This is a genomic window from Paenibacillus mesophilus (genome assembly GCF_005938385.1).
Lineage (GTDB): Bacteria > Bacillota > Bacilli > Paenibacillales > NBRC-103111 > Paenibacillus_AB > Paenibacillus_AB mesophilus.
Genome location: NZ_VCRA01000004.1, coordinates 54,364 through 80,609, shown reverse-complemented (window position 1 = coordinate 80,609; position 26,246 = coordinate 54,364). Strand labels below are relative to the sequence as shown.

Sequence of the window (26,246 nt, the reverse complement as noted above, 5' to 3'; positions counted from 1 at the left end):
ACCCCCCAAACAGTTGATTTGCGGGTGATTCGCCCCGCAGCTCCTTACGTAATCGTTTTCAAACCTGCCAACAATGCGTTTCGCGACGACGCACAGTGCACTGTGATTGCAGTATAGGTCGCAGGGCTTCACAAGGGAATGCCGCAGCGATGACTCCGGACCCCTTCGCGATGACTTTCTCATCATCGTGGTATGCATGTCATCGTTGCGGTATCCGCAAATCGGACGATTTATCGGGATATACCGTACGAAACGACGATTCCACGGTTGCGTCCTTCCGGCCGATAGGCTACTCTTAGAATAACGCCAAATTTTTGGTCATACCATCATATAGAAGGGGCGGGGGCGGCTTGGGAATGTTCATCAACCATGTTGCAATCGCTTACATTGTAAACGGATTCGAGGTGACGCCCATATGCGGATGAAATGGCTTCATAACGTTCAAACGCGCCATTTTTACTACAAAGTGATCGTCGTTACGCTGATCTTGTCTTTGCTGCCTATGCTCGCAACCAGCATCGTGTATTACCAGAACGTCAAATCCACCGTCCAGCAGGAGCTGCGCCAGGCCAACGGCAACTATTTGAACCAGACCGCCAATGCGATGGAAATGATGATCGATCAAATCGGGAACAGCTTCCGACAGCTGACGCTGGAAGGCACGACGATGCGCCAATTCGAGCTGTTTCCGCGCGGCGCGTACTACGAGATGCTGACGGGGGAGCTGAAGGACGAGGACTTGCCCGCGCTGGAATCTTACTTGAACGGCAAAAAACAGGCGCTAAGCAACTTGCGCGCCTTGAAGCTGTCGAACGAGTTCATCCATTCGGTCTATTACTTCGACAGCGTCAAAAAACTGATCATGACGTCCGATTCGCTGGTGTACGATCCCAGCCGCTTCTACGACGAAGGCTGGAACCGGTTCCCGGCCGGCGATCCGGCGCTGCCGATGATTCTCGACATGAGGAGCGCCAAGACGGCGGAGGGCGCCGCCCTGAATGTAATTCCGCTCGTATACAAAACGTCGATCCAAGGAAACGTGCTCGTCATCAACCTCGACGCGGATCGAATTTACGAGAGCTTCGCGGGCAAGACGGGCAGCGAAACGAACCGCCCCTTCTTCGTCTTGTCGTCGGGCGGTAAGCCGATGCTCTACGATTCCGGGAATCCGATGAACGTCCGGATCGGCAACAGCCCGTTCTGGCAAAACGATAACGGCGACGGGCCGAGCTTTTTCGAGGAGGAGGCGGAAGGGGAGCGTCTGTTCGTCACATGGGTCAAATCGGATCGGCTCGGCTGGACGTTCGTGTTCGCTTCGCCGCTCGGCGAGTTGTACCGCAGCGTCGCCAAGGTGAAGAGCATGATCGTGCTGTACTGCTGCGTGCTGGCCGCCGCCGCTTGCCTTCTGGCGCTGCTGCTCGCGCGTCATATCTATGCGCCGATCCGCCGCATGCTGCAGTTTATCAAAAGCACGGACGACCGCTACGCAACCGTCACGACGGGCGAATGGCAAGTGATCCGCAGCAGCTTCGAAGAGGCGTTCGAGGACCGCTCGAGCTTGCGGCACCGGCTCAAGGAAAGCTTGCCCGCCTATAAAGAAACGTTCGTCCGCTCGCTGCTCCGCCAGCATGCATACGAGAACGAATATATGAGGGAGCGGCTCGACTATCTCGGCTTCGACATCGAATTGGAGCAGCTGCTGCTGATGGCCGTAGTACCGGAACGCTCGGACAGCCGGCAGGCCGATGCGGAAAGCGAAAGCTTGAACAAGGTGCGCCTGAAGGATGCGATCGGATCGGTCCTTCCCGCGGACTGGAAACGGATGGTGTGCGAAGCCGCGGACGGGACATTCGTCGTGATCGTCAACGGCCGCCCCGACGCGTTATCCGACTTGTTCGCAAGCGCGGACCTGCTGATCCGCACGATCGGGGAACGGCTCGGGATCGGCTGCTCCATCGGCATCGGCAAGTCGTGCGCTCACGCCGGCGAACTCGACAGGGCATACGCGGAGGCGGTCGAGGCGCTGCGGTACCGGGGAATCGTCGGAACGGGCCAAGTCATTTATATCGAGGACGTCAGGCTGGAAGGGACCGCGCCGCTCCATTATCCGTCCGACAAGGAAGAGGCGCTGAACACGCACATCGTGAACGGGGATGCGGATCAGGCGCTGCGGCTGCTCGATCAGATCGTCAGGGAGATCAGCGGGGAGAAAGGAAGGGTGCACGTCCGCCAAATCCAATACGCGCTCATGCGGCTACTCGGCAGTCTGGTCGCGACCTCGGGCCGGTCGAACATCGATCTGTCCGCGCTCGCCGGCGAGAAGAACAACCTATACGAAGCGCTTCTCCATAAAGACGATCTTCAAGAAGCGGTGCAGTGGCTGCGCAAGCTGGTTGCGGCGCTGGCTTCCGGCTTCGGTACGGCTTTTCGGGAGAAAAACAACCGGTACGTCGACCAAGCGGTTCGAATCATCGCAAGCGAGCTCGACAAGCCGCTGTCGCTCGTCCAGATCGCCGACAGGCTTCGTCTCAATCCGTCGTATTTGAGCCGGATTTTCAAGGAAAATACCGGGCAATCGTTTACCGATTATATGACGAAAGCGCGCATGGACAAAGGAAAGGAGCTTCTGCTCGAAACGGATTTGAAAATCAAGGAAATCGGCGAACGGGTCGGCTATTTGAAAAGCGACTATTTCATCAAGCTGTTCCGCGAATGCGTCGGCATGACCCCCGGCGAGTACCGCAAGGCGCGAAGCGAGGCGTAAATCGTCCGATTGGCGGATACCGCAACGATGACATGCATACCACGATGATAAGATAAGTCATCGCGAGGGGGCCGGGGTCATCGCTTCGGCATTTCCTGGTGGCGCCCCATGGCCTATACTTGCAATCACAGTGCACTGTGCGTCGTCGCGAAACGCATTGCTTGCAAGATTGAAAACGATTACGAAAGGGGCTGCGGGCATGTTGGGCAGAAAGAAGATCATTTCGGCAGCGGTAGCGGTGCTGCTGGCGGGTGCCGTCGCGGGATGTACGTCCGGCAACAAAGAAGAGGGAAAACCGGGAGCATCCGGAACCGGGACGAGTCCGGGCGCCGCCAAAAAAATCGAAAAAGTGTACGTGTACGCCAACTTCGGCAATCTGGCCAGCAGCAACACGGTCAGCAAACCGGAAGCGGTGGAGGAAGTCAAGAAGGCCGTCATGGATAAAATCGGCATCGAAATCGTACCGATCATTCCGCCTAAAGGTTCGGAGGCGGACAAATTGAACGTGCTGCTCGGCTCCAACGAGCCGCTCGATATATTCGCGGGCTCGATGACGACCCATCAGGCGAACGGAGCGGTCCGGCCGATCGGCGATCTACTGGACAAATACGGGAGCAACATCCGCAAGCTGTGGCCGGCCGACTGGAAAATGTCGTGGGATGCGCTGACTACTTCGGACGGGAAAATTTGGGGGATCCCGACGGGCGCTCCGGTCGCAGGCAACGGCGTGCTTCTGCGCGAAGACTGGCTGAAGAAGCTCAATCTGCAAATGCCGAAGACGATCGACGAATATGAAAACGTACTGAAGGCGTTTAAGGATCAAGACCCTGCGGGCGCAGGCCAGACGATCCCGCTGCTTACCGACCTCGCTTCCTTGAACGGCGGGTTTGCCGCGGGCTTCATGGATATCGGCTACGGCAACTGGGTCGACAAGGACGGCAAAGTGAAGCCGCCGCAGCTGCATCCCGGCTACCGCGAGTTTGTCGCCAAAATGGCCGACTGGTACAAGAAAGGCTATATTTTCAAAGAGGCGTTCTCCTCCAACCGGACCCGCCAGATCGAGCTTGTGAAGCAAAACCGCGTCGCCTCGGGCGTCGTATGGAATACAACGATTACCGCCAATGAGCATCTGCTCAGGCAAAACGTCCCGGAAGCGAAGTATGGCGTAGCCGCGGAGCTGAAAGGACCGGCCGGCAATTTGACGACGCTCGGAGGCGTCAGCACGGGCGGAATCATGATCAACAAGAATGCCAAAAACCCGGAAGCGGCCATCAAGCTGATCGACTGGGTGCACTCGGATATCGAAAATTACTTCACACTCTTCTTCGGCATCCAAGGCAAACACTGGAAATATACGGATAAGGACAAAAAGATAATCGAAGGCTTGAATACCGACTACGTGGGGGATTTAATACCGGGATTGACGTTCGCCTATACGGTGCAATACGAGAAGAACGATCCTTCGTTCGGACCGCAGTTCGACTTTATCCGGAAATATATTACGAACATGAACCGGGTGAAAAAGACCGGCCTCGCCGATACGGAATACAAGTTCAATGCGAAGACGATCAGCGACAAAGTGCCGACGTCCGGAGATATCTCCCGCATGATCGAACAGGAAACGATCAAGTTCATTACCGGGGCCAGACCGATCGGTGAGTACGACAAGTTCCTTGAAGAGCTTGCCAAAGCCGGGCTCGACAAGTGGATCGAAGCGTATACGGCGGAATATAACCGGGTAAAGGGCAAATAATGCCGGCAAGCGGAGGGGGCTTCGGCCGGCGGCCCTCCTCCGAGCTTGAAGCGGGCCGGCTTTGACGGGAGGAAACGGAGATGGTCAGCCATTGAATGCAAAGACGTTGCGATTGATCCGGAAGCATAAACTGCATTATGCGCTTGTCATTCCGGGCATGTTATATTTTCTTATTTTTCATTACGGTCCGATGTACGGCATCATTATCGCGTTCAAGCAGGTAGCGCCGTTCGACGGCTGGAAGGGCATCTTTTCGGCGGAATGGGTAGGGCTGAAACATTTTCGCGATTTCGCTTCATCCTATTATTTCTGGGATATTATGGGGAACACGCTGACGATCAGCTTTTATCGGATCGCATTCGGCTTTCCGGCGCCGATCCTGCTCGCCCTGCTCATCAACGAGGTGCGGAACGCGGGTTTTAAACGGGTCGTGCAAACGATCTCGTATTTGCCTCATTTTTTGTCGATGGTCATCGTGGCCGGCTTGCTGACGGCTTTGCTGAGCGCGGACGACGGCTTTATCAAGGGACTGCTGCAGCAGTTCGGCGTCGAGCCGATTCCTTTTTTGACCGATTCGGCGTATTTCCGCTCGGTGCTTGTCGTATCGGGCATCTGGAAGGAAGTCGGCTGGAGCACGATCATTTATTTGGCGGCCATCGCCGGCGTCGATCAGCAGCTGTACGAGGCGGCGAAAGTCGACGGAGCGGGGCGCATCAAGCAAATATGGCATATTACGCTTCCCGGAATTAGCCATATCGCGATCATTTTGCTTATTTTGTCGATCGGCCATATTATGGATGCCGGCTTCGAGCAAGTGTTTCTGCTCTATTCGCCGCCGGTGTACGAGGTCGCCGATATTATCGATACGTATGTGTACAGGAAAGGACTCGTCGAGGTCAACTATTCGTTCGCTTCCGCGGTCGGCTTGTTCAAATCGGTGATCGCGCTCATTCTCGTCGTGGGCACGAACTATTTGGCCAAAAAATTCGGGCAGGAGGGGATCTGGTAGCATGAAGGCGAAAATGGCCCGAATACGTCCGGGCGGCGGCGAAACCGCCTTTCAGGCGTTCAACTACGCGTTCCTCGTTCTGTTGTCGCTGGCGTTCATCGTTCCTTTTCTGGCGATCGTCTCCACGTCGTTCGTCGGGGAAAACGAGCTGATCCGGAGGGGGAATTTCATCCTGATCCCGGAGCGGATCGATTTAAGCGCCTACAAGGTGCTGCTGTCGGAAGGCTCGATGCTGTATCACGCCTACGGGATTACGCTCCTGCGGGTCGTCGTCGGCACGTCGCTCAACCTGCTGTTTACATCTATGCTCGCGTACGGCTTGTCCAGAAAAGATATGCCGGGACGCAACGGGTTCATTACGGTCGTGTTTATTACAATGCTGTTCGGCGGCGGCTTGATTCCGACCTATTTGCTGCTCAAGTTTCTGCACTTGACCGATACGTTCTGGGTCATGATCGTGCCCGGACTCATCAGCGCCTGGAACTTGCTGATTATGAAAAACTTTTTCGCGCAAATTCCCGAAAGCTTGATCGAATCGGCGACGATCGACGGGGCGAGGCCGCTGACCGTTCTTGCGCGCGTCGTCTTTCCGCTCAGTCTGCCTACGTTCGCGACGATCGGTTTATTTTACGCCGTCGGGCATTGGAACGCCTGGTTCGACGCCACCATCTACATCAACGATTCGAAGCTGATGCCGGTGCAGGTGCTGCTGAGACGGATCGTGCTGTCTTTCTCCAGCCAGGATCTCGATGCGGAGATGCTGAACGGGGTGGCCCAGAAACCGACGGCGCAAAGCTTGCGGGGCGCGATGATCGTGGTGACGACGTTGCCGATTTTGTTCGTTTATCCGTTTCTGCAGAAGCATTTTGTGAAAGGCGTATTGACCGGCTCGCTGAAGGGCTGAATCAACCGAGGGAGTGGAGAAAACATGAAGCAGTTGGGTACGATCGTATTGGATTTGCGTCCCGGACCGGGAAATCCGCGAAACAGCGAAGGGGCTTTCCTGGAGCTGAAGGACGGCAGGCTGATGTTCGCCTACAGCCGTTTTACCGGCGATTCCGCCGACGATTATGCGAAAGCGTGCATCACGGTGCGCTATTCGTCCGACGGAGGCGATTCGTGGACGGGCGACGCCGTCATCGCGCAGCCGGAAGATCATGACGCCCTCAACATTATGAGCGTATCGCTGCTGCGGATGCGCAACGGGGATATCGGGCTGTTTTATTTGCTGCGCTACGGCTGGCACGATATGCGGCTGCATGTGCGGCGTTCGTCCGACGAAGGCGCGACATGGGGCGATCCGGTATGCTGCGTGCCGGCCATGGGCTATTATGTGACGAACAACGACCGGGTCGTCCGGCTTTCGTCCGGCAGGCTGGTCGTCCCGGCAGGCTATCACCGGATGAAAACGGGCAATACCGAATGGGGGAAATTCGACGGCCGATCGGTTGCGTTCTTCTTCCTGTCCGACGACGACGGGGCGACTTGGCGCGAAGCGCGCAATTTTGTTTCGATCGGCTCGCCGAATTCGCGCAGCGACATGCAGGAGCCGGGCTTGATCGAGCTTGCGAACGGTACGCTCTGGGGCTGGGCGCGCACCGATCTCGGCTGCCAGTACGAGACGTTCTCCCATGACGGGGGCGAGTCGTGGAGCGCGCCGATGCCGTCCGTCTTCACATCGCCGTGCTCGCCGCTGTCCATGAAGCGCAATCCGCTAAACGGCGAGCTGCTGGCCGTATGGAACCCGATACCGGCCTACAATACGCGCAAGCTGGAGAAGCACAGCTGGGGCCGGACGCCGCTCATCGGAGCGGTCAGCAAGGACGAGGGCCGGACGTGGAGCGGCCACTTCGCGGTCGAGCGGGAAGAGGACGGCAACGGCTGCTGCTACGTCGCGATCCATTTTACCGGCAGTGCCGTGCTGCTTGCGTACTGTGCGGGCGAGGCGGAGGACGGCATTTGCCTGACACGGCTGAAGGTTCGCAAAATCGCGCTTTCCGAGCTGCAGGGCTGATAGGCGTGTCTAAAATATTGTACACTTCAAGTCCCGGCCTATATAATGACAGTATAGACGAATTGGCGGGCAAAGCCTCGACTATACGTGAAATGGCAGGGGGGCGGAAGAGTGAACCATCTTTTACCGCGTATCGAACAGTTGGCAAAGACGGATTTTGTCGTGCTTCATTCGTCGAACGGCCCGGGAGCTTCCGAGGACAGCAGTTGCGGTGCAAATGTGAAATTCCTTAAATCCGGGCAGGACTATTATTATATACCGAATGCAAATGAGCACGACGATGCGGCGGTCCGGCTTCCAAGTTGGAAAGTGGAAGCGGTTTCGAGCGATGCGCCCCTTTCGTCCATCGCTGCAGCTTTTGCAAACGGCCCTATGCTGCTCGTCGAAGCCGGGAATGAGCCGATCGGTTATGTTACCTCCGCCGACTTCACACAGGCGGTCATCCAGTCTTACCGTTATTTGAACGCTTATTTCGAAACGACATTGGACATGATGGACACCGACACGGCGGTGACTTTGATTAACGACGAAAGCAAGGTAGCCGTATGGACGGCGGGAGCGGAGCATATTTTCTCGATTCCGAAGGAGAACATCATCGGGAAGCCGGCCTCGGACTTTTTCCCGGTCGACAGGCTGCAATCATTGCGAACGCTGCGGACCGGCGAGTCCGTGTACAGACAGCAGCACCAACCGAGATCGGATTTGTTCGTTCTCATTAACGCGAAGCCGGTTATGCTGGACGGCGGCATTATCGGTGCGGTCGCCGCGGAGATCGACATTACGACGCAAATTCGCCTTCATCAGGAGCTGCTGCATATGTCGACGAAGGTTCATCATTTGCAGCAGGAAGTAGCCAAGCTTGACCCGTCCAGCGACCCCTTCCGGAAAATCCAAGGAACGAGCGGCGCCATCAAGCGCTGTATCGAGGCGATCAAGAAAATAAGCGCCAGCAAGGCGACCGTCCTGATTCAAGGGGAAAGCGGCACCGGCAAAGAGCTGGTCGCCAAAGCGATCCATGACTCGCGCGAGCAAAGCGGCGCTCCGTTCATCGCGATCAATTGCGGCGCGATCCCGCCGTCGCTGTTCGAGAGCGAGCTGTTCGGCTACGAAAGAGGCGCTTTCTCCGGGGCCGATCCGAGGGGGAAGAAAGGGAAGATCGAGCTTGCGGGCGGCGGCACTTTGTTTCTGGACGAAATCGGCGAGATGCCTTTGGACATGCAGGTGAAGCTGCTTCGGGTGCTGCAGGAAAAAACGTATTTCCCCGTAGGCGGCACTCAATTGAAAACGGCTACCTGCCGGATCGTCACGGCTACCAATCGCGACTTGAAGGGGATGATCGCCGAAGCGAAGTTTCGCGAAGACTTGTATTACCGTCTGAACGTCGTGTCGATCGACATCCCGCCTCTGCGCGACCGCAAAGAAGATATTTACGAGCTGGCACAATCGTTTCTGCACGAGTTCTCGCTTCTGTATGACCGGCCGATTCTGAGTTTTCCCCGGGAGATCGTTCAAGACTTGCTTCAATACGAATGGCCGGGCAACATACGGGAATTGAGAAATGCGATCGAACGGCTCGTCATATTCGCTGCCGACGGCAACGTACTGCGGGAATATTTGCCTTCCTCCATTTATTCCGGGAGCAAGCGGCCGCCCGTTCCTGCAGCAGGCGTCAAGGAGCCGGAGCCGCTTTCCTTCCAGGAGAAGCTGGACGCTTACGAGAAGGAGCTGCTTCTCCAATCGCTCGAGCTGGAGAACGGCAACAAGCTTGCCATCGCCAAGCGGCTCGGCATGTCGAGAGCGACGCTTTATAACAGGCTGAAGCGTCTTGGGCTGTGAAGGATGAAAGGATAGGGATGGAATCGAATCGCGCTTGTGTCCAAAAACTTGGATGCGAATAGAAAGCATTCTATAGTTGTGTACAAAAACTTAGACACCTCAAAGCCCCATCGCATCCGTCCGGAGGACTGTTGCCATGGGGCTTTTTGCATTTGTTCCGTTAACTGAACATATTTTTTAGAACCATCCATAGGTTAGCCGGTTTCTCCGCTAGCCGGCGCGTATAATACGGATACCACATGGCGCCGTAGGGGACGTAGCAGCGAACTCTGTAGCCTTCCGCGGCGAGCCGGGCCTGGTCGTTCATTCGGAGACCGTAGAGCATTTGGAATTCGAAAGCATCCTTCGGTATGCGATGCTGCTCGGCATACGCTTTGACCCAATCGATAATGCGGTCGTCGTGCGAAGCGATGGCCGTATAGATGCCGTGATCCAGATGCCTTCTGATGATTTTCTTGAAATTGTCGATGACATCCGCGGCATTCTGGTAAGCGACGGAAGCCGGTTCCTTATAAGCGCCCTTCACCAGCCGCAAGCGGATATCGGCTTGAATCATGTCTTCGACGTCCTGTTCGGTCCGGTACAAGTACGCTTGCAGAACGGTGCCGACATTCGTCAACCCTTCCGCATGAAGCCGGTGGATAATATCGAGAGTAGCTTGGGTGAAAGGCGAGTCTTCCATGTCAATTCGGACGTAATTGCCCGTTTCTTTCGCTTTGGCGACGACCGCTCGGATATTGGCGTAGCACGTCTTGGCATCCAGCGCGAGCCCCATCTGGGTAGGCTTCAAGGAAATGTTCGAATCCGCCCGCGTCCGGGCGATCCCTTCTACAAGCCGGATATATTCATCCCTGTAGCCTGCCGCTTCGTGCAAATGCTTGATCCCTTCGCCAAGGTGGTCGAGCGTGGCCATGATGCCTTTGTTGTTCAACGCTTCGATTTCCTTCAGCGCATCCGACAGGTTGTCGCCCGCAATAAACTTGCCAGCCAATTTTTTGCCGTATTTGACGGATAATGATTCGACGAATTTGTTGCCCGCGATCGTCAGTAAAGTTTTGCGATACAGCTTTGTGCCGAAATCCATGGAAATGGCACTCCTTTCGAGAAGTCGTTTGTCTAGGTATGAATACAATGGAGTAGGAAGCAATAATCGTGCCAATCGGTCGAATGGCTTTGAACTTTGGCATGAAATTTGCTTATTAGATTCATGTCGACTCGGAAGCCGGTTCGTTCACGGCATTTCCCGGAACAATATGATGGAGGTTGAACAACGGATGAGAACACCATTTCGAAATGAAGCGTTTACCGATTTTAAGGATGATAGGAACAATCAAGCATTTGAAGCGGCCCTGAAAAAAGTGGAGACGGAGCTGGGGCAGCCGTACTCCATCCTGATCGGCGACGAGCGCATCACGACAGAACGTCAATCAAAGTCGATCAATCCGGCGCGGACCGGGCAGGTGATCGGCGTCGTTTCGCAGGCCGACACCGATTTGGCGGAGAAAGCGATCCAAACCGCCGCGCATACGTTCGAAACGTGGAAGCACACCGATCCGAAAGAGCGCGCTCGCTATCTCTACAGAGCGGCGGCGATCATGCGCCGTCGGAAGCACGAATTCTCGGCTTGGCTCACCTTTGAAGCGGGCAAGACGCGGGCCGAAGCGGATGCCGATACGGCGGAAGCGATCGACTTTATGGAATTTTATGCGCGTGAAATGCAGCGCTTGAGTGCGCCCCAGCCGCTGACCACCATCGAAGAGGAGGAAAACGAGCTTTACTACATTCCGCTCGGAGTAGGCATTGTCATTCCGCCGTGGAACTTCCCGCTTGCCATCATGGCCGGCATGACGACGGCCGCAATCGTATCGGGCAACACGGTCGTTCTGAAGCCTGCGAGTCCGACGCCGGTAATCGCCGCCAAATTCGTCGAGCTGCTGCGGGAAGCGGGCGTGCCGGCCGGAGTCGTGAACTATTTGCCGGGTCCGGGCGGCGAAGTCGGCGATTATTTGGTCGACCATCGGCTGACCCGCTTCATCAGCTTCACTGGCTCCCGCGACGTAGGCTTACGCATTAACGAGCGTGCGGCCAAAACCGCCCCGGGTCAGAAATGGATAAAGCGCGTCATCGCGGAAATGGGCGGCAAAGATTCGATTATCGTAGATAGCGATGCGGATCCGGAAGTGGCGGCAGATGCGATTACGGCATCCGCCTTCGGCTTCTCCGGGCAAAAATGCTCCGCTTGTTCGCGAGCCATTATTCATGAGCAAGTGTATGATGCAGTTCTGGCCAAAGTGATTGAACGCGCGCAAAAATTAGTGATGGGCGACCCTGCCGAACGCGCGGCGTACGTCGGACCGGTTATCGATGAGAAAGCATACCGCAAAATTATGGAATATGTGGAGATCGGCAAAACGGAAGGACGTCTCGTTCATGGCGGGAAGACCGGCAATCCGGAAGGATATTTTATCGAGCCGACTATTTTTGCCGACATCGGCGCCAACGCGCGTATCGCGCAGGAAGAAATTTTCGGTCCGGTCGTCGCGTTCATAAAAGCGAAATCGTTCGACGAGGCGCTGGAAATCGCCAACAATACGGATTACGGCTTGACCGGGGCTGTTATTTCCAACAACCGTGCGCATTTGGAGCGGGCGAGACGCGAATTTCACGTCGGCAACCTGTATTTCAACCGCAAATGTACGGGAGCTTTGGTCGGAACCCATCCGTTCGGCGGCTTCAACATGTCGGGAACCGATTCGAAAGCGGGTGGGCGCGATTATTTGCTGCTCTTCACGCAAGCCAAGATGGTTTCGGAGAAGTTTTAGGGGCGACGAACGGCGAACGATTGAAGAGAGGTTCATCTGAGATGTTTACAACTAAGGCTGCCTTTCCTGTAGGCAGCCTTGTTGCCGTTGATGATCGGACTATCTTTATGTGTTGTTTGAATTGCCGCAGTGACTTTCTTGTATTTTCTCTATAATTTCACTAACACACTGTTCTATATCCTTATTGGAGCAATCAACATTTTTATCGCTATGCTTCATGTATAGAGGAACTCTTTCCTCGTAAAGGTCCTTAAGACTATTTCCTTTTTTTATTACAATGCCTCTGGTTGTTATGTTCACTAGTCTCTTTTGAATTTCTTCATAGGGGACATGTAAATAAATCATCTGACCGTCTTGTTTAAGGACATTCATAGCTTTTTCCGAGTATACAACGCTTCCGCCTGTAGATATGATGCAACATAAATGTTTCGACACCATCGTGATCAATTATATCTTGTAACAACCTGCCTTCATGTTGTTGTATCACAATATCTGTATCCACGTAATCCATTCCCAGAGCTTTTGCAAGCAAAACGCCTAAAGTGCTTTTACCGGCTCCGGACATACCTATAAGAACTATATTCATATTGTTCCTCGCTTTAGTTTCATTTTCTAAGAACTTTAATGATAAGTTCCAGTAATATTGTCCTGATTATCACTCAATAATTTTGTTAGAACAACAATTTGACCAGCATGATAACTATAATGTTCACACACATGAACTAGCATTGTTTCAATATCCCTTGAATACTTGGTTTCCGTTTCAAAAGTAGGACGTACAGCCATTTTGTTCCAATCTTCGATCGAATAATGTATGGTTACGCTTCTTTGTAGATCAGATTCCGTCAACCCTACAATTATGCTAGATGATTGCCGCCTTACGTCGTTAAGTAGTTGTAATAGATCTATGCCAGACATTCCATTGTTTTCAGTGAATTCTCTTGATCTCGTTCGATTAAAAGGCATGTTACCTATACCGCTGACAAAGTGTTGATATTCATTTCCTGCCAAATGTAGACATAAGTTACCGATGCTATTCATGTTTGGTTTAAGTTTGTGCCAGATCTGTACTTCTGACAAGAGGTTTATACAGGTTTCAATTCTTCTTAGCTGTTTGTTCATTTCATTTAGAACCAAAGAGTTTAATTTCAAAGCCATAACCTTCCCCCATCATTATCCAAAGTTCCGGAACAAGCCGGCTGCACCGGATTAACCGAATATATACGATAGTGTTATTTAACATTCTTATATACTTACTTATAGCTTATCAAATTCCACTCCGTATTTATTGAAGATGGCCTCATATTTATTTTCGAATATGGTCCATCGATGCTCTGTTCCGTACTTTTCCTGCAAAGCATTCAAATAATGTTTAGCCGCTGCTACATCATTGGATTGTAATAGCAAATGAAAGCTCTCTTCGCCCAGATGCAAAAATGGACCCGAAGTGTAATAATCAACAAGGGATCGGGCACTGGTCTTAGTATCATAGAAATGAATAACCTCTTCTAATCCACTTAGAAGCGTTTTTCTTAATTCATCCCTATTCGTATCGGGAGCGATTGAAAATCGATCTGGAACAGACTCGGCAATTTCCCCAATTCTTGCTCTGAAGTGACACTCCGCTTCTTGGGGCGCCGTCAGAACCTCTCTCGATTGTATCTGTGCCAACTCCGCTGCATAAATACCGCAGTTCACATAAAACATTACATTATCCGCTGAATTGCCAGAGGATTTTTGGAAATTGAACATGTAGATAAGGTTTTCTGTTGTCTTATGGAAATTCAAATTCTTCTTTGCAAAGCCGCGGTTGGAAAGGAACGGCTTTACGTCCTGCTTAATCATATCGTTAAAGAGTTGCTGCAACATGATCCCTCCTAGAAGATTACTATTGATCGAAGATCTTTTCTTTTATTGCTGCCTCTAAATAATACTAGCTCGTATTCGTCGCGAGGCCGCCGATCGATCCGTCGGTTAATGATCATGATTACATGCTTTTTCACCGCTTTCGCCTCCTCCTTTGAACAGCCCATACTGTAAGAGCAAAGGCTGCGACAGAGAGCAAATCGACTAAGAGCTCTGTATCGTATTCTTGTTCTTTGTTTCCGAATGTTTCCGCTTCGGCAGCTTCAAGGCGAGATTGTTTTTCTATTTCGCGCCCATTGCCTAATGCCTTTATATCTTCCCCGGCCTGTGATAATTCCACGGTTCGGTTGCAAAAATTGGTGTAAGATTCTCCGTTTTTATCGTACGTGTACACCATGTAAGACTTGCCTTCTTCAAACATGAACCCGCAGGAGCCTCCGTTGCTGTAAACGATCGTTCGGGATTGTTCAACGCCCTTCCAGGCCTGATCCACTTCAAATACATTGGCGCGTCTACTGGTACCCATAGATGCCTCGCTGTTCTCCTGTTCATATCCAATCTCAATCACGTTGCCGGAAAAAACTTCCTCAGCCCGATCCAGTTCCGCTTTCGGATCCAGTTTCGTGCACCAACAAGCGAAGCTCATTTTTGGAGCAATCGATAAAGACACGATGAAGAATAACAAGGAAAGCAATACTTTATGAACCATTGCTTTTCTCATGATGGGAACCTCCCTAAAATCAATCCATTTCCCTTTGTAAGAAATGACGTTCGCAGGATGACAGCGCTAAGGTCTCCGTTTTATTCATTTTACTCCCCAATAACTGGAAGGTTGCGCAACTACTGTTACTTCAGCAAACGAAAAGAGGATTTGCCGAGTTATCCGGCAGCTCCCGTCTTTTGATCTACGATAATTCGGTATGCTGTTCGTACAAGATTCCTCTTATTCGCTCCTCGCTCAAATAATACATTTCCGCCAGCTCCGCTACGCGTATGCCGTCCATATATTGACGGTAAATTTCGTTGTTTCTATGTTCGATTTCGGCACGCGAGCCGCTCTTTTTTCCCCACCCGGTCCTTTCGGTTTGAGGGATATACAAATGCTCGCCTCGCACATATTTCTGAATTTCTCGAATCAAGCTTTCGGGCAGCACGTCGCGTGCGTTTTTGTATTTACTCATGTCCCGTTTCGAGCATTTTAGCCAGCCCGAAGAAGTGACTGTTGATTTGGTCGAAGCCTTCCCGAACCATGAGCGTAAACGTATCGACTTCCTTCAAAGACATGAGCGAGTTAACGGCGTGCAAATCCAGCTGCTTCATCGACCATAACGCTCCTTGCAGGAATCGCCGCTTTTCCGCGCGAGGGAGTTCGAATTTGGGTCTAAAATGGACGTTAAAGGCGGCTCCCAAAAGCTGGCCGTTCGGTTTCTCTATGACTTTGTAATAAGCGACAGAGGTAATCTCGTTTTCTGTGTTTCTCATCGTCAGCACCACGTTACTGGGCTTGACCGTTCGAAACTGGAATTTAAATATATACGCATTAGTTACGCTACCATCGTCTAGCAGCATCCGATGTATATCATCCAGGCTCAGCGATTCCGTTTGAATCGATTCGGTGTCCAGAAGCTCAGGGGGGTTCCATTCGTTCAATAGAAGTTGAGCGGAAACGCGCAAATACGGATCGATGTTGCGAAAACCTAGACGATCCAGCGAAGCAATTTCTTGGTTATAAATTTGACCGAATTCCGTGAAGACAAAGTATGTCAGCCGTTTCCCCCCGTTTTCGATCACGGACTTCGCACATCTTTCCACTAACTCGGACAGGATTGGCTGGGAATCCTCGTCTTTGATGAAGTACATAATGTGCCCATCTGTACCACGAAATTCAACGCTCAGGAAAGCGATAATCTTAGATTCCGCTTCCGCGACAAATCCTTTAAGGTTCAGCCTCGTTTCCTGCCCGTTTGGAAAAAACAAGCTTCGAACTCGGTCCGGGTTACGGATGGGAAAAGCCTGAATTGGCCTGTTTGCCATCAGATTACATACACGTTCAAAGTTATCCCCTTCTCTAAGCTCCCTAATCGAATACCGCGGCTGAAATTCCAATCCAATCCTCTCCTTTTGGTCTAGGATGATTTTATTATGCGGGATACAGAACTAGGGAAATCTTGTATTTTTTTATAAAAATAATCGAACAAGTGAGCTTATGTTTATAAAGGAGGAAAAAGGCCTCTCTTGTCGAAATGTGTTACGGATTAGGAACTATATCCTAATTTATGCAGCTGATTGGAACTAAAAAAGGCAAACCTGTCGAAAGGCAGGGACGCAAAGCCACGGGTCTACAGCCTCGCTTTTCCCGATTCGGGTAAAAGCCGGTACGATAGCCGGGTTGCTGGGAACGATCGGCTTTTTTGCGTTCAAATATTCGAACTAAAATTGGGGGATGCGCTGTGAAAGTAAGTCTAGGCATCATTCGAGCGTGCGGAGCGGCGGGGTTGGCGGCCGTGCTTTTGTTGACGGGAGCTGTAGAAGGGCATGCGCTTGGCGCAGGGTCGGAGATTGGGGCGGAGTATGATCAGCCTTTGCCGATGTCGTTGTTTCGGAACAAAAATGCGGATCGGCCTGTGAACAACCAGCCGATATTCCGCACGAAAGGCGAATACGAGTGGAAATGGATCAACAAAGGAAACGGTTATAAGAAACTCATTAGCGACGGGAACGGTACTTTCTATTACTACGATTACAGCAATATCGTCCACGCCGTAACGTCGGAACACGAACACCTATGGATGTCGGAGCCATTCCCGCAGAAGATCGTATCCTTGAACAGGACGGAAAACGGGAATCTGCTGCTTGTACTCAACCCTGAAATCACCACCATCAACGTCACCGGCAGTCGCGTCAAACCTACTACGACGAATCGGGTAATTGTATACGACAAGGAAGGCAATAAGCTGCTGGATCAATGGCTGTTTAACCCTAACGTGGGGGGCGCAAATCTGCTTACGGCAGGCGGACGGCTCGTCTTTCAATCAGAGGAAGGTCTCGTCTGCTATGACACGAACGGTCGGAAGCTGTGGACGATTACCGACAATGTCCGGCTATCGCAGGATGAAGGCAAGCAATGGTATACGAACGTGGACGCCTTGGAGCGCGGGGAAGATGGCGCTATCGCTCTATTTACATCGGATGGCGTATACCGACTGATTAACGCCAGTGGCACTATCGTAGACGTTCAGAGAGCGCGCAAAACGAGTTTGCAGACCGGGGAAAGGAATTTTCTGGTGGTCACGCAAGGGGAGGACGGCTTCTATTGGTGGGGAGAGGAGCGGCTGACCGCTGAACAAATGATCGCCGTTCACAACAACAGGCCGAAACCGCCTTACTGGACGCAATACGATGTGAAGTGGGCCCAAGGCAGCTATTCGACTACCGAGGAAGAGAACAATCTGGTTGCGAAGGATCTCGACGGCAATGTGCGGTGGACCTACTATACGCCCGAGGCCCAATACGGCCACCCGAGCAACGTGATCGTCAACCGGGACGGAGACGTGTTCTTCTCGGACAACGGCGGGAATGTATACGGGGTGGATTCGGAGGGGAATGAGATCTTCCGTCTGATTCGCAATAACCCGGATAGGACGACAGTGCAACTTAGCTTGACCCCCGACGGGGGTGTGCTGGGGACGACGGAAAACATCGGCATGTTTCGGATAGCGAAAAGCGGGATCGCCGTTACGATAGAGGGCAAGCCCAGTTCACTCGAAGACCGGCCTTTCCTGCAGGACGGGGAGGCGTTCGTTCCGTTCGGACCGGTCTTGGAACGGCTTGGTTTCGACGTACAACGGGACGATGCGACTCAGACGGTAGTCGGGGCGAAGCCAAGTACGAATATTCGTGTACAGGTCGGCCAGCCCGACGGAGTTGTCAACGGGCAAGCTTTGCCTTTGCCGATCGCTTCCCAGTTGATTGATGGAACTGTATTTGTACCGGCCCGTTTCGTTGGCGAAGCGCTTGGCCTTCAGGTGGAGTGGGACGCCGTAAACCGGGAGGTGCGGATCGGCAGTCCGGAACAACTGGCCCGACAGGCGGTCGTCCGGTTTCTCAAGCATGTGGAGCAGGGCGACGATCATAAAGCGAGAGCCGACTTGACCGATTCGGAGTTGAACTTGTTCGAGCGGGTGCCGTCGCTCGTTCCAGCTTTCGTACGAAAGCAGTGGAGAAGCGATATCGTTTCGATGACCGCTCGTTCCGACGGTCCGGACTACTATGTGGTGGAGACTGTGCAGAGGAACCGGAGCTTTGATTTCAAACAAATCCTCGACAAAGTCGGCACCTGGAGGTATGTGCTTAAGCTGACGCCGGAAGGGATATGGAAAATCGAGGATTCGGATTTGTTTCAAGGTAAGTCGATATTTTAAATTAGACCATCGAGACGGTGTTGAAGTACATAGCGGAATTGGATACTTAGAAAACGGTTGCCAACTTTACCCATTGCCCTTACCATAGAATATGGGTCTAAAGTCTATCCCAATGTGTAGAGGAGCGGTTCGTCCATGTCGTTTTTCAAGAAAATGATGGCCAGTGTAGGCATCGGCGGCGTTAAAGTGAACGCGGTTCTGGATAATGCCGACGGGGTTCGGGTCGGAGACGAGCTTCACGGAACGGTTTATGTAACCGGTGGCAAGCTTGCCCAAGAGATTACGAGAATTCACTTCTGCCTGTACTCCAACTATTTCCGGGAGAAGGAAGGGCAAATCGTCGAAGAAAGCGGTATAATCGCGCGGTTCCATCTGGACGAGCATTTCACGATCGAGCCCGGCGAGGAGCGGCAGTTCGGATTCAGCTTCCCGATTCCGCTGTCGACGCCGATTACGATCGGCACTTCGAAAATATGGGTCGTTACCGAGCTCGACGTCGAGAAGGCGATCGACCAAAGGGACAAAGACTTCATTCACATCCAGCCTCATCCGATCGTGGGCGCCGTGTTTGAGTCACTAAGCCGTCTCGGACTGCGAGCGACGGAAGTGTCGCTTATGCACGTGCCGCGCCTCGGTTTGGAGTTTCCGTTCGTGCAGGAGTTCGAGATGAAGCCGCAGTATCGGTCCAATCTGGAGGAGCTGGAGCTGTTCTATGTAGTCCATGAAGACGAGGTGGAGTTCTACATGGAGATCGACCGCCGGGCGAGAGGGCTGCTCGGTCTGCTGGAGGAGCAGTTCGATCTGGATGAACGGTATGCGCGGTTTACGCTGACTTACGAAGATATCGAGGATATGGACCATCTGACCGATTTCCTCCGGGAAACGATCGAAGACAACCTGTAATCCTGGGACGGCATACGACGAGCGGTTTCGCCATTGGGGCGGGGCCGCTTTTTTGGTGCGCCTGATGGCGCGAAGGCCGCTTACGAAAGCCTAACGTATAAAACCGCCGCTTGCGGGCAACTCTAGTAACATCCAAATCTATCACTTCGACGAAACGAGGAGGATGTTGCTAGAATGCAAAACAGGATGAAATGGTGCATGGCCATCGTTGCAGCCATAACGGTAATGACCGGGGCCGGTCCGAAAGCTTCGGCGTACAACAGCCAGGAAGAGGAGTTGGCGATAGCCGACAACTGGACGTACGCGGGTGAAGCTTGGGTGTACCGCACCTCCGCGGAGCGGGAAGCGGAAGCGAAAGCCGGAGCCGATGCGCAGGCGACCGGGATGGATAACGCTCTGCCGGGAATCAGCATACTGCAATACCAAGTAAACTCAGGCGATACGCTGTATAAAATATCCCGTGCTTTCGGCATTACAGTAGACGAGCTGCTCGCAGCGAACTCGCTCGATAACCCGAACCGGCTGAGCGTCGGACAACGGATCGATATTCCACAGCTCGAAACCGGCTGGAACGGCGGCAGCGAAAGGCCGGTCGTGCAGCGCGTGCTGAGCTCCACCTTGACCGCCTACACGGCCGGCAAGGAGTCCACGGGCAAAACTCCCGCTCATCCTGCCTACGGAATAACGCGCAGCGGCAGCAAGGCGGAGGAAGGCCGGACGGTCGCGGTAGACCCATCCATTATCCCGCTAGGCTCCACTGTATTGATCGAAGGCATCGGCATACGCAAAGCCGAGGACACCGGTTCCGCGATCCGCGGGGCGCGCATTGACGTATATATGAACAATTTGAATGAAGCGGTGGAGTTCGGTGTGAAGAAAAACGTGAAGGTGTTCGTGCTCGAGGAGAGCAGCGTGTAGTCTCCGTGTATGCGACGCTGATCGGACGCGGTCAGCATGAGCAATAAGGCAATCCAAACCAGGTGAAAAAGACGCCTTCAAAACCACTTTAGAAGTGGAGATGAAAGCGTCTTTTTGTCGATGGCACAGAAGGCGCCACCGCTTCGAACGATTACTTGTTCAGTTTGGCCAGCATGAGATGAAGCACTACGGCCGCTTGGGCTCTTGTACTGTTGTCGGCCGGGGCGAAATTCCCCGCATCGGTTCCGTTCACGAGTCCGAGTCCGGAAGACGCACGGACGTAGGTTCTGGCCCAGTCGCTAATGCTGCCTTCGTCTGAGTACTTCACTTCCTGCGTGATGACGAGATCGGACAACTTCTTGCCTGTCGCGAACAAGTAGGCGTTCACCATCATGACAGCCATTTGTTCGCGGGTAATGAAGGCGTCAGGAGCGAACTCCTTCTCGCTTACACCGCTCACGATATTCGCTTCGCGGGCGGCATATACCGCTTTGTTGTACCAGGCGTCAGCGGAGACGTCGCTGAATGTGCCGACGGTACCGCTGCTTTGCAATTGCAAGGCCCGGGAGAGCAACGTTACGAATTGTGCCCTCGTCATGTTGGAATCCGGTTTGAAGGATGTTTCATCTACGCTGTTTACAATTCGTGCTATGGCCAAAAAGACTGTTATTTCTCAAACTAAAAAAGAACAAGGAGCCGGCCCGACCGCATTCAAACGATCGGACCGACTCCTTGCTCACTACGGCTTCGCAAATCCGCGGTTCAACTGCGCGAACGAGACGGCTCCTTGGCTCCTCACACCGGCCAAGCCGAGCTGACCGGCGCCGGTAACGGGCTCTCGGGTACCGTCTACGGCCGGATCGGCGTAACGGACGAACCAATCGTCCAGCTTCGCTTTCATGGCCGTCAACGTTTCGGCATAGGAGGACTCGTACGCCAAATTGCGCTTCTCGACCGGATCGGCGGCAAGATCGTACAGCTCATGCGGGCCGTACGGGTAGCGGTGAATGTACTTCCGCGTCTTCGAGCGGACCATCCGCACCGGCCCGTACTCGTCATAGACGACTACATCGTCTCGCACCTCGTGCGGCTGTCCGGTCAGCAGCGGAGAGAAGCTGCGTCCCGGCAGTGACCGGTATTGCGGCGGCATGCCGTCAGGGATTCCTGCAGCCGTACTTGCCTTTGTGCCAGCTGCCCCATCAGTTTCCGTATTCGCCGTCGTATCTGCTCTCGCACCTGTTCCCGCACCGGTCAGTACGCCTGCCGCTGAAGCGGAGCTTCCCTCCGAAGAATCACCCGCCGCTGCCACTGCAGATCCGCTCCGTCTGCCGATCCCGGCGTACTCGAGTATCGTCGGCATGAAGTCGTAGGCGCTCAGCAGCGCATCGCTGACGACGCCTTCCGGAATATGCCCTGGGTGGCTGAATATTGCCGGGACTTTGACGGAGCTGTCGTACATGTTTTGCGGAAACGTACCGTTTCCTTTGCCCCAGAAGCCGTGCTGCCCGCAGCTGAAGCCGTTGTCGCTCATGAAGACGACGAGGGTATTGTTGCGCTCTCCCATTTGCTCCAGCTTGTCCAGGATCCGTCCGATTTGCAGGTCCATGGCCGTCACGGCAGCGTAATAGCCTTTCAGGTTCGCTTTCCAGTCTTCGCCCCACGGCGGGTTCGGGATCGACCACGGATGCTTAGGCTCCTGAGGGCACGACTCGAACGGGCAATCGTCATACATCCGGACGATTTCCTCCGGGTGGTTGCCGATCCACGGGCTGTGCGGGGCGGTATAATGGACGCTCAAATAAAAAGGCTGTCCGCCGTTCTGCGCGTCGAGGAAGCGGAGCGCTTCGTCTGTAATGACGTCGGTCACGTAGCCGGGCTCGTTGTACAACTGGCCGTCCCGGACCATCGGGGCGTTGTAGTAAGGGCTTCCCCCGGTCTGGTGGGCGTACCAGAAGGAGAAGCCGGGCGCGGCTTTCTGGTTGTCGCCCAAATGCCATTTCCCGCTTAGGCCGCACACGTACCCGTTCTCGGCCAATTCCTCGACATAGGTCCGATGGCCCTGCAAATAAGGGACGGCGCGTTCGCCCACGTTGCCTTCCCGGATCCAGTCGTGCACGCCGTGCTGGGACGGAATTTTGCCGGTCATGAGCGAGGCGCGGGCCGGCGAGCATACGGGAGAGGCGCAGAAGAAATTGTCGAACCGGATGCCCGTCTCTGCCAGCCGGTCCAGATTGGGGGTGATGATCTCGCGATTGCCGGCATTGCCCATCGCCCAGGCGCCTTGATCATCGGATAAAATAAAAACGATATTCGGTCGTTGCCCGCGTTGTTCCATTCGTTTCCCTCCAGCCGGTCAAGGCCCCCCTATCGCGGAGAGCCTTTGCCGATTTCCTTTTGCCGAGCAGTTATTTCTTTTCCTTATAAGCTTTGTTTACTTCGTCCAATATTTTGTTGCCGCCTTGATCGCGCCACTTCTTGGACAGCTCGGCGATCCCAGCGTCGATATCCGTTTTGCCGGTCAAGATGTTCATGAACGTCTGATTGTACAGCTCCTTGACGACTCCGCCGAATTCGGTCTCGGCGTTCGTCGTGACGTTGACGAGGTTCGGCACCATATACTTCGAGGCGATCTCGACCGATTCCTTCGCGCGGTCCGCCTGCGGCTCGGTTTGCGGCAAGTAATTGTTCGTGAGCGGCCATGCGACGCTGCCCCATGCGAGCGCGTGGGCCCATCCGCCGGAGGCGAAGCTGTCCTTGGCTCGTTCCGCTTCGTTATAGGTGATTTTGTCCCCTTGCTTCGTATAGTGGACGTTCTCGATTCCGAGCTCGAGCAGGTCGCGGCCTTCCTTCGACAGCATGAACTCGATGAACTTCGCCGCTTTCTCCGGGTTCTTCGCGCCCTTCGTCACCGCCGTGAACAAGCCGTTCTTCGGAGTCGCGACCATGCCCGCCTTGCCGTTCGGTCCGGCCGGAGGGCCCATGTAGCCGAGCTTGCCTTGCGGGTTAACCTTCTGCAGACTCGACTCGATCCGGTTCACATGGCGGTACATGCTCGCATCCATCATGCCGACCTTGCCTTGATAAAACTTCTGCTCCTTCATCTGCGTATCGTTCAACATATATTCCGGCTCGATCAGCTTCTCGTCCCACAGCTTCTTGATATAAGCCATTCCTTGCTTGAACGAGGGGTGTTCGAACTTCGGAATGACATTGCCTTTATCGTCGAGCGCCCAGTCTCCGTAAGGCATCCCGTAGGCGTAGAAGACGAATTCAAAAGCGTTCGGTCCGGGCTTGACGGACGTGAAGCCGTACGTATCGTTTTTGCCGTTCTTATCGGGGTCCTGCGTGGCGACCGCCTTGAGTGCCGTGTAAAATTCGTCCAACGTTTTCGGCGGCTTCAGCCCGAGCGCATCGAGCCAATCGGCCCGGTACGAGACGAGCACGTTGGAGCGTTCCCTCTCGATGAACGGGTAGCCGTAATATTTCCCGTTAATCGCCGTCCAGGACAAGCTCTCCAGCTTCTTCTTGACGGTAGGCATCGAAGGCAAATAATCGTTGATCGGAACGATCATGCCGTCGTTAATCCATTGGGAGAGCGAGTTGGACGGATAGTTGATCGTCACGACGTCGGGCAAATCTCCGGTGGCCATCGCCACGTTGATTTTATCATAGGAGCCTTCCGGTACGATCTTCAGCGTCAAATCGATATGGAGCCGCTTGTTGATCTCGGCGATGATCCGGTCGTCCGGCTTGATGCTGCCGGCCGCGACGTCTCCCGTCGTCATGAAGACGAGCTTGGTAGGTTTACCGACATCTTCGGCACCCGCGCTCTCATTCTTGGCCGAGTCACTTCCGCATGCGGTCAATGCCGGTACGAGCAGCAGCGTCGCCGCTATCGTCATTTTCGTTTTGTTCATATTGCGACCTCCCGTATTATGATCGGAAATTACTCCTTAACCGCTCCGAGCGTAACGCCCTGAACGAAATATTTCTGGAAGAACGGATAAATAAGCAGAACCGGTATCGTCGAAATCATCACGGAAGCCATCTTCATCGATTGGCCGAGCAGAAACGGATTGTCGCCCCCGCCCTGGAAGCTGGCTTCGTTCTCCACGAGCATGGCGCGGAGGAACAGCTGCAGCGGCCATTTGTCCTTATCCGTAATGTACATGACGGCGGTAAAAAACTCGTTCCAGCGGGCTACCGCATAGAACAGGGCGACCGTGGCGATAGCCGGCATCGACAACGGCACTACGATTCTGAACAAGACGCCGAGGTCGGTACAGCCGTCGATGCGCGCCGATTCCTCCAAGCTTTCGGGCAGGCCCATGAAGAAATTGCGCATGATGATCAGATTGTACGTGCTGAGCGCGGTCGGAATGATGAGCGCCCATACCGAATTGAGCAGGTGAAGCTGCTTGACGACGAGATAAGTCGGAATCAAGCCGCCGTTGAACATCATCGTGAACACAATCAGGAACATGATCGTCCGCTTGCCCTTCAGCTGCGGCTTGGACAGCGCGTAGGCGGCCAGAACGGTCATCAGCATGCTGAGCAGCGTGCCGACGCCGGTGACGAACAGGCTGACCCCGTAAGACGACCACAGCTCGTCCATTTTAAATATATAGGCGTATGCTTCCCATGTAATCGTTTTCGGAAACAGATGAATGTTGCTGGCCAAGCTTTCCTGCAGCGGAATGACGGATACGATAAGCGAATCCCAGAACGGATACAGCGTAATGACGGACAGACAGGTTAGCAGAACGATGTTCGACACGTCGAACAGCCGGCTTGCGAACGTTTGTTTCATCCCGGTTCCTCCTCCAGACTAGTAGACGCCTTGCTCGCCCATCGAACGGGCCATTTTATTGGCGACGACGAGCAGAACGAAGTTGATGACCGATTTGAACAAGCCGACCGCGGCGGCCAGACTGAACCGCCCTTCCGTCAATCCGATCCGGTATACATATGTGTCGATAATATCGGAGACCGAGTAGACGACAGGATGATATAGGACGAAAATTTGCTCGAAGCCCGCTTCCATCAGCGAGCCGATCCGCAGCAGCAGCAGGATGACGATCGTTCCCCGGATACACGGGATCGTAATGTGCCACGTCCGCCTCCACCGGTTCGCCCCGTCCATGACTGCCGCCTCGTACAGCTGCGGGTTGACGCCTGCAAGCGCTGCCATATAAATGATCGTGTTCCATCCGAATTCTTTCCAGATCATCGACCAGACGAGTGTATCGCGGAAATGGTCTTCGCTGCTCAAGAACCCGACGGGCTCGCCGCCGAACGCCTGAATGAGCTTATTGACCACGCCTCCGTCGGTCGACAGCAAGTTGATCAGCAGTCCTCCGAGAATGACCCAGGAAATGAAGTGGGGCAAATAAATAATCGTCTGGACCGTCCGCTTGAACGTTCGGAGCCGCACTTCATTGAGCAACAGGGCTACGGCGATCGGAAGCGGGAAACCGAAGGTGAGCCGGTACAGGCTGATGACGATCGTGTTCCAGAACACTTCCCAGAACTTGTCCAGCGAGAACAAGTACTGGAAATGCTGAAAGCCTGCCCAAGGGCTGCCCCATATGCCTTTCGTTAAGCTGAATTGCTTGAAAGCGATGACCGCCCCGTACATCGGGTAGTAATGGAATACCCCGTAATAGAGCAGTGCCGGCACCAGCATCAGGTACAAGTAGCGGTTCGCCCACCAATGTCCGCCGAGAACACCCGATGGCTTCAACGGCTTCGGAGGATGGCGGGGATCCGGACGGCTGCCGGGAACGATACGGTTCATGGCTCGACCTCCTTTAATGGATACGTTTGCAAAGACTGTGACCGCCGGCGGCGGGCCGTCTTTATGGGTATCAGCATATAAGGAGGCGGGGGGGTGTGAAAAGAATCGGTTTCCGTACTTTGGTTTCAAATCCTCATTCGGTC

At 53.8% G+C, this 26,246-nt stretch carries 21 protein-coding genes, 1 pseudogene and 1 riboswitch; of the genes and pseudogenes, 10 read left to right on the top strand and 12 right to left on the bottom strand.

Translation table 11 applies throughout. The features are described 5' to 3' along the window. Positions 1 to 415: 415 nt before the first annotated feature. The 6 genes from FE783_RS07990 (at position 416) to FE783_RS07965 (ending at position 9,376) form a co-directional block, all read left to right on the top strand. Positions 416 to 2,764 carry a helix-turn-helix domain-containing protein gene (locus FE783_RS07990; protein WP_138878834.1) on the top strand — a complete coding sequence of 783 codons (2,349 nt, stop codon included), beginning with the start codon at positions 416 to 418 and terminating at the stop codon, positions 2,762 to 2,764. Positions 2,765 to 2,963: 199 nt separating this feature from the next. Next, positions 2,964 to 4,517, top strand: coding sequence for an extracellular solute-binding protein (locus tag FE783_RS07985; protein ID WP_138878833.1), 1,554 nt, complete (start codon positions 2,964 to 2,966; stop codon positions 4,515 to 4,517). Between the two features lie 91 nt (positions 4,518 to 4,608). Beyond that, positions 4,609 to 5,526, top strand: coding sequence for an ABC transporter permease (locus tag FE783_RS07980; RefSeq protein WP_238402937.1), 918 nt, complete (start codon positions 4,609 to 4,611; stop codon positions 5,524 to 5,526). 1 nt (position 5,527) lies between these two features. Then, on the top strand, positions 5,528 to 6,430 hold the full coding sequence (locus tag FE783_RS07975) for a carbohydrate ABC transporter permease (RefSeq protein WP_238402936.1): 903 nt from the start codon (positions 5,528 to 5,530) through the stop codon (positions 6,428 to 6,430). Between the two features lie 24 nt (positions 6,431 to 6,454). Beyond that, on the top strand, positions 6,455 to 7,540 hold the full coding sequence (locus FE783_RS07970) for a sialidase family protein (RefSeq protein ID WP_138878832.1): 1,086 nt from the start codon (positions 6,455 to 6,457) through the stop codon (positions 7,538 to 7,540). Between the two features lie 111 nt (positions 7,541 to 7,651). Then, on the top strand, positions 7,652 to 9,376 hold the full coding sequence (locus FE783_RS07965; RefSeq protein ID WP_138878831.1) for a sigma-54 interaction domain-containing protein: 1,725 nt from the start codon (positions 7,652 to 7,654) through the stop codon (positions 9,374 to 9,376). Between the two features lie 160 nt (positions 9,377 to 9,536). On the opposite strand, the gene FE783_RS07960 is transcribed toward FE783_RS07965, so the two are convergent. Then, a complete protein-coding gene (locus tag FE783_RS07960; RefSeq protein ID WP_138878830.1) occupies positions 9,537 to 10,460 on the bottom strand; it encodes a proline dehydrogenase family protein in 924 nt (307 codons plus the stop codon). Positions 10,461 to 10,650: 190 nt separating this feature from the next. On the opposite strand from FE783_RS07960, the gene pruA reads away from it, so the two are divergent. Next, a complete protein-coding gene (pruA, locus tag FE783_RS07955) occupies positions 10,651 to 12,198 on the top strand; it encodes an L-glutamate gamma-semialdehyde dehydrogenase (RefSeq protein ID WP_138878829.1) in 1,548 nt (515 codons plus the stop codon). A 105-nt stretch (positions 12,199 to 12,303) separates the two neighbouring features. Here pruA and FE783_RS38920 read toward each other — a convergent pair. The 6 genes and pseudogenes from FE783_RS38920 to FE783_RS07925 form a co-directional block, all read right to left on the bottom strand. Further along, a pseudogene (locus tag FE783_RS38920) lies at positions 12,304 to 12,763 on the bottom strand (shikimate kinase). Between the two features lie 56 nt (positions 12,764 to 12,819). Further along, entirely contained in the window at positions 12,820 to 13,356 is a 537-nt protein-coding gene (locus FE783_RS07945; RefSeq protein WP_138878828.1) for a DinB family protein, read from the bottom strand. A 99-nt stretch (positions 13,357 to 13,455) separates the two neighbouring features. After that, on the bottom strand, positions 13,456 to 14,067 hold the full coding sequence (locus FE783_RS07940; RefSeq protein ID WP_138878827.1) for a DUF4304 domain-containing protein: 612 nt from the start codon (positions 14,065 to 14,067) through the stop codon (positions 13,456 to 13,458). A gap of 130 nt (positions 14,068 to 14,197) precedes the next feature. Continuing rightward, complete coding sequence (locus FE783_RS07935; protein WP_138878826.1) at positions 14,198 to 14,785, bottom strand: hypothetical protein; 588 nt, start codon at positions 14,783 to 14,785, stop codon at positions 14,198 to 14,200. 184 nt (positions 14,786 to 14,969) lie between these two features. Next, positions 14,970 to 15,245: a CD3324 family protein gene (locus FE783_RS07930; RefSeq protein WP_138878825.1), complete on the bottom strand. Its 276-nt coding sequence runs from the start codon at positions 15,243 to 15,245 to the stop codon at positions 14,970 to 14,972. Next, positions 15,238 to 16,170: a hypothetical protein gene (locus tag FE783_RS07925; protein WP_138878824.1), complete on the bottom strand. Its 933-nt coding sequence runs from the start codon at positions 16,168 to 16,170 to the stop codon at positions 15,238 to 15,240. The genes FE783_RS07930 and FE783_RS07925 overlap by 8 nt, the downstream gene beginning before the upstream one ends. A gap of 184 nt (positions 16,171 to 16,354) precedes the next feature. After that, positions 16,355 to 16,461, top strand: a riboswitch (cyclic di-GMP riboswitch). A 53-nt stretch (positions 16,462 to 16,514) separates the two neighbouring features. Here FE783_RS07925 and FE783_RS07920 point away from each other — a divergent pair. From FE783_RS07920 to FE783_RS07910, 3 genes are all read left to right on the top strand, one after another. Next, positions 16,515 to 18,485: a copper amine oxidase N-terminal domain-containing protein gene (locus FE783_RS07920; protein ID WP_138878823.1), complete on the top strand. Its 1,971-nt coding sequence runs from the start codon at positions 16,515 to 16,517 to the stop codon at positions 18,483 to 18,485. Positions 18,486 to 18,620: 135 nt separating this feature from the next. Beyond that, positions 18,621 to 19,388 (top strand): sporulation protein, encoded by a 768-nt coding sequence (locus FE783_RS07915; RefSeq protein WP_138878822.1) that lies wholly within the window; start codon positions 18,621 to 18,623, stop codon positions 19,386 to 19,388. Between the two features lie 174 nt (positions 19,389 to 19,562). Further along, positions 19,563 to 20,306, top strand: coding sequence for a 3D domain-containing protein (locus FE783_RS07910; protein WP_138878821.1), 744 nt, complete (start codon positions 19,563 to 19,565; stop codon positions 20,304 to 20,306). A gap of 151 nt (positions 20,307 to 20,457) precedes the next feature. On the opposite strand, the gene FE783_RS07905 is transcribed toward FE783_RS07910, so the two are convergent. The 5 genes from FE783_RS07905 to FE783_RS07885 all read right to left on the bottom strand — a co-directional run bounded on the left by FE783_RS07905 (position 20,458) and on the right by FE783_RS07885 (position 26,103). Further along, positions 20,458 to 20,964: an S-layer homology domain-containing protein gene (locus FE783_RS07905; RefSeq protein ID WP_158301671.1), complete on the bottom strand. Its 507-nt coding sequence runs from the start codon at positions 20,962 to 20,964 to the stop codon at positions 20,458 to 20,460. A gap of 81 nt (positions 20,965 to 21,045) precedes the next feature. After that, on the bottom strand, positions 21,046 to 22,641 hold the full coding sequence (locus tag FE783_RS38190) for a sulfatase family protein (RefSeq protein ID WP_238402935.1): 1,596 nt from the start codon (positions 22,639 to 22,641) through the stop codon (positions 21,046 to 21,048). 70 nt (positions 22,642 to 22,711) lie between these two features. Continuing rightward, entirely contained in the window at positions 22,712 to 24,223 is a 1,512-nt protein-coding gene (locus FE783_RS07895; RefSeq protein ID WP_138878819.1) for an extracellular solute-binding protein, read from the bottom strand. A gap of 29 nt (positions 24,224 to 24,252) precedes the next feature. Beyond that, entirely contained in the window at positions 24,253 to 25,116 is an 864-nt protein-coding gene (locus tag FE783_RS07890; protein ID WP_138878818.1) for a carbohydrate ABC transporter permease, read from the bottom strand. Between the two features lie 18 nt (positions 25,117 to 25,134). Then, positions 25,135 to 26,103, bottom strand: a complete 969-nt coding sequence (locus tag FE783_RS07885) for an ABC transporter permease (protein WP_138878817.1) — start codon at positions 26,101 to 26,103, stop codon at positions 25,135 to 25,137. Between the last annotated feature and the right edge of the window lie 143 nt (positions 26,104 to 26,246).

What these genes read in the sequence shown, in the direction of transcription:
- FE783_RS07990 (WP_138878834.1), top strand. Translation starts at nt 416, where the DNA reads ATGCGGATGAAATGGCTTCATAACGTTCAAACGCGCCATTTTTACTAC.
- FE783_RS07960 (WP_138878830.1), bottom strand. Translation starts at nt 10,460, where the DNA reads ATGGATTTCGGCACAAAGCTGTATCGCAAAACTTTACTGACGATCGCG.
- FE783_RS07915 (WP_138878822.1), top strand. Translation starts at nt 18,621, where the DNA reads ATGTCGTTTTTCAAGAAAATGATGGCCAGTGTAGGCATCGGCGGCGTT.
- FE783_RS07970 (WP_138878832.1), top strand. Translation starts at nt 6,455, where the DNA reads ATGAAGCAGTTGGGTACGATCGTATTGGATTTGCGTCCCGGACCGGGA.
- pruA (WP_138878829.1), top strand. Translation starts at nt 10,651, where the DNA reads ATGAGAACACCATTTCGAAATGAAGCGTTTACCGATTTTAAGGATGAT.
- FE783_RS07985 (WP_138878833.1), top strand. Translation starts at nt 2,964, where the DNA reads ATGTTGGGCAGAAAGAAGATCATTTCGGCAGCGGTAGCGGTGCTGCTG.
- FE783_RS07935 (WP_138878826.1), bottom strand. Translation starts at nt 14,785, where the DNA reads ATGAGAAAAGCAATGGTTCATAAAGTATTGCTTTCCTTGTTATTCTTC.
- FE783_RS07975 (WP_238402936.1), top strand. Translation starts at nt 5,528, where the DNA reads ATGAAGGCGAAAATGGCCCGAATACGTCCGGGCGGCGGCGAAACCGCC.
- FE783_RS07910 (WP_138878821.1), top strand. Translation starts at nt 19,563, where the DNA reads ATGCAAAACAGGATGAAATGGTGCATGGCCATCGTTGCAGCCATAACG.
- FE783_RS07940 (WP_138878827.1), bottom strand. Translation starts at nt 14,067, where the DNA reads ATGTTGCAGCAACTCTTTAACGATATGATTAAGCAGGACGTAAAGCCG.
- FE783_RS07890 (WP_138878818.1), bottom strand. Translation starts at nt 25,116, where the DNA reads ATGAAACAAACGTTCGCAAGCCGGCTGTTCGACGTGTCGAACATCGTT.
- FE783_RS07885 (WP_138878817.1), bottom strand. Translation starts at nt 26,103, where the DNA reads ATGAACCGTATCGTTCCCGGCAGCCGTCCGGATCCCCGCCATCCTCCG.
- FE783_RS07930 (WP_138878825.1), bottom strand. Translation starts at nt 15,245, where the DNA reads ATGAGTAAATACAAAAACGCACGCGACGTGCTGCCCGAAAGCTTGATT.
- FE783_RS38190 (WP_238402935.1), bottom strand. Translation starts at nt 22,641, where the DNA reads ATGGAACAACGCGGGCAACGACCGAATATCGTTTTTATTTTATCCGAT.
- FE783_RS07945 (WP_138878828.1), bottom strand. Translation starts at nt 13,356, where the DNA reads ATGGCTTTGAAATTAAACTCTTTGGTTCTAAATGAAATGAACAAACAG.
- FE783_RS07895 (WP_138878819.1), bottom strand. Translation starts at nt 24,223, where the DNA reads ATGAACAAAACGAAAATGACGATAGCGGCGACGCTGCTGCTCGTACCG.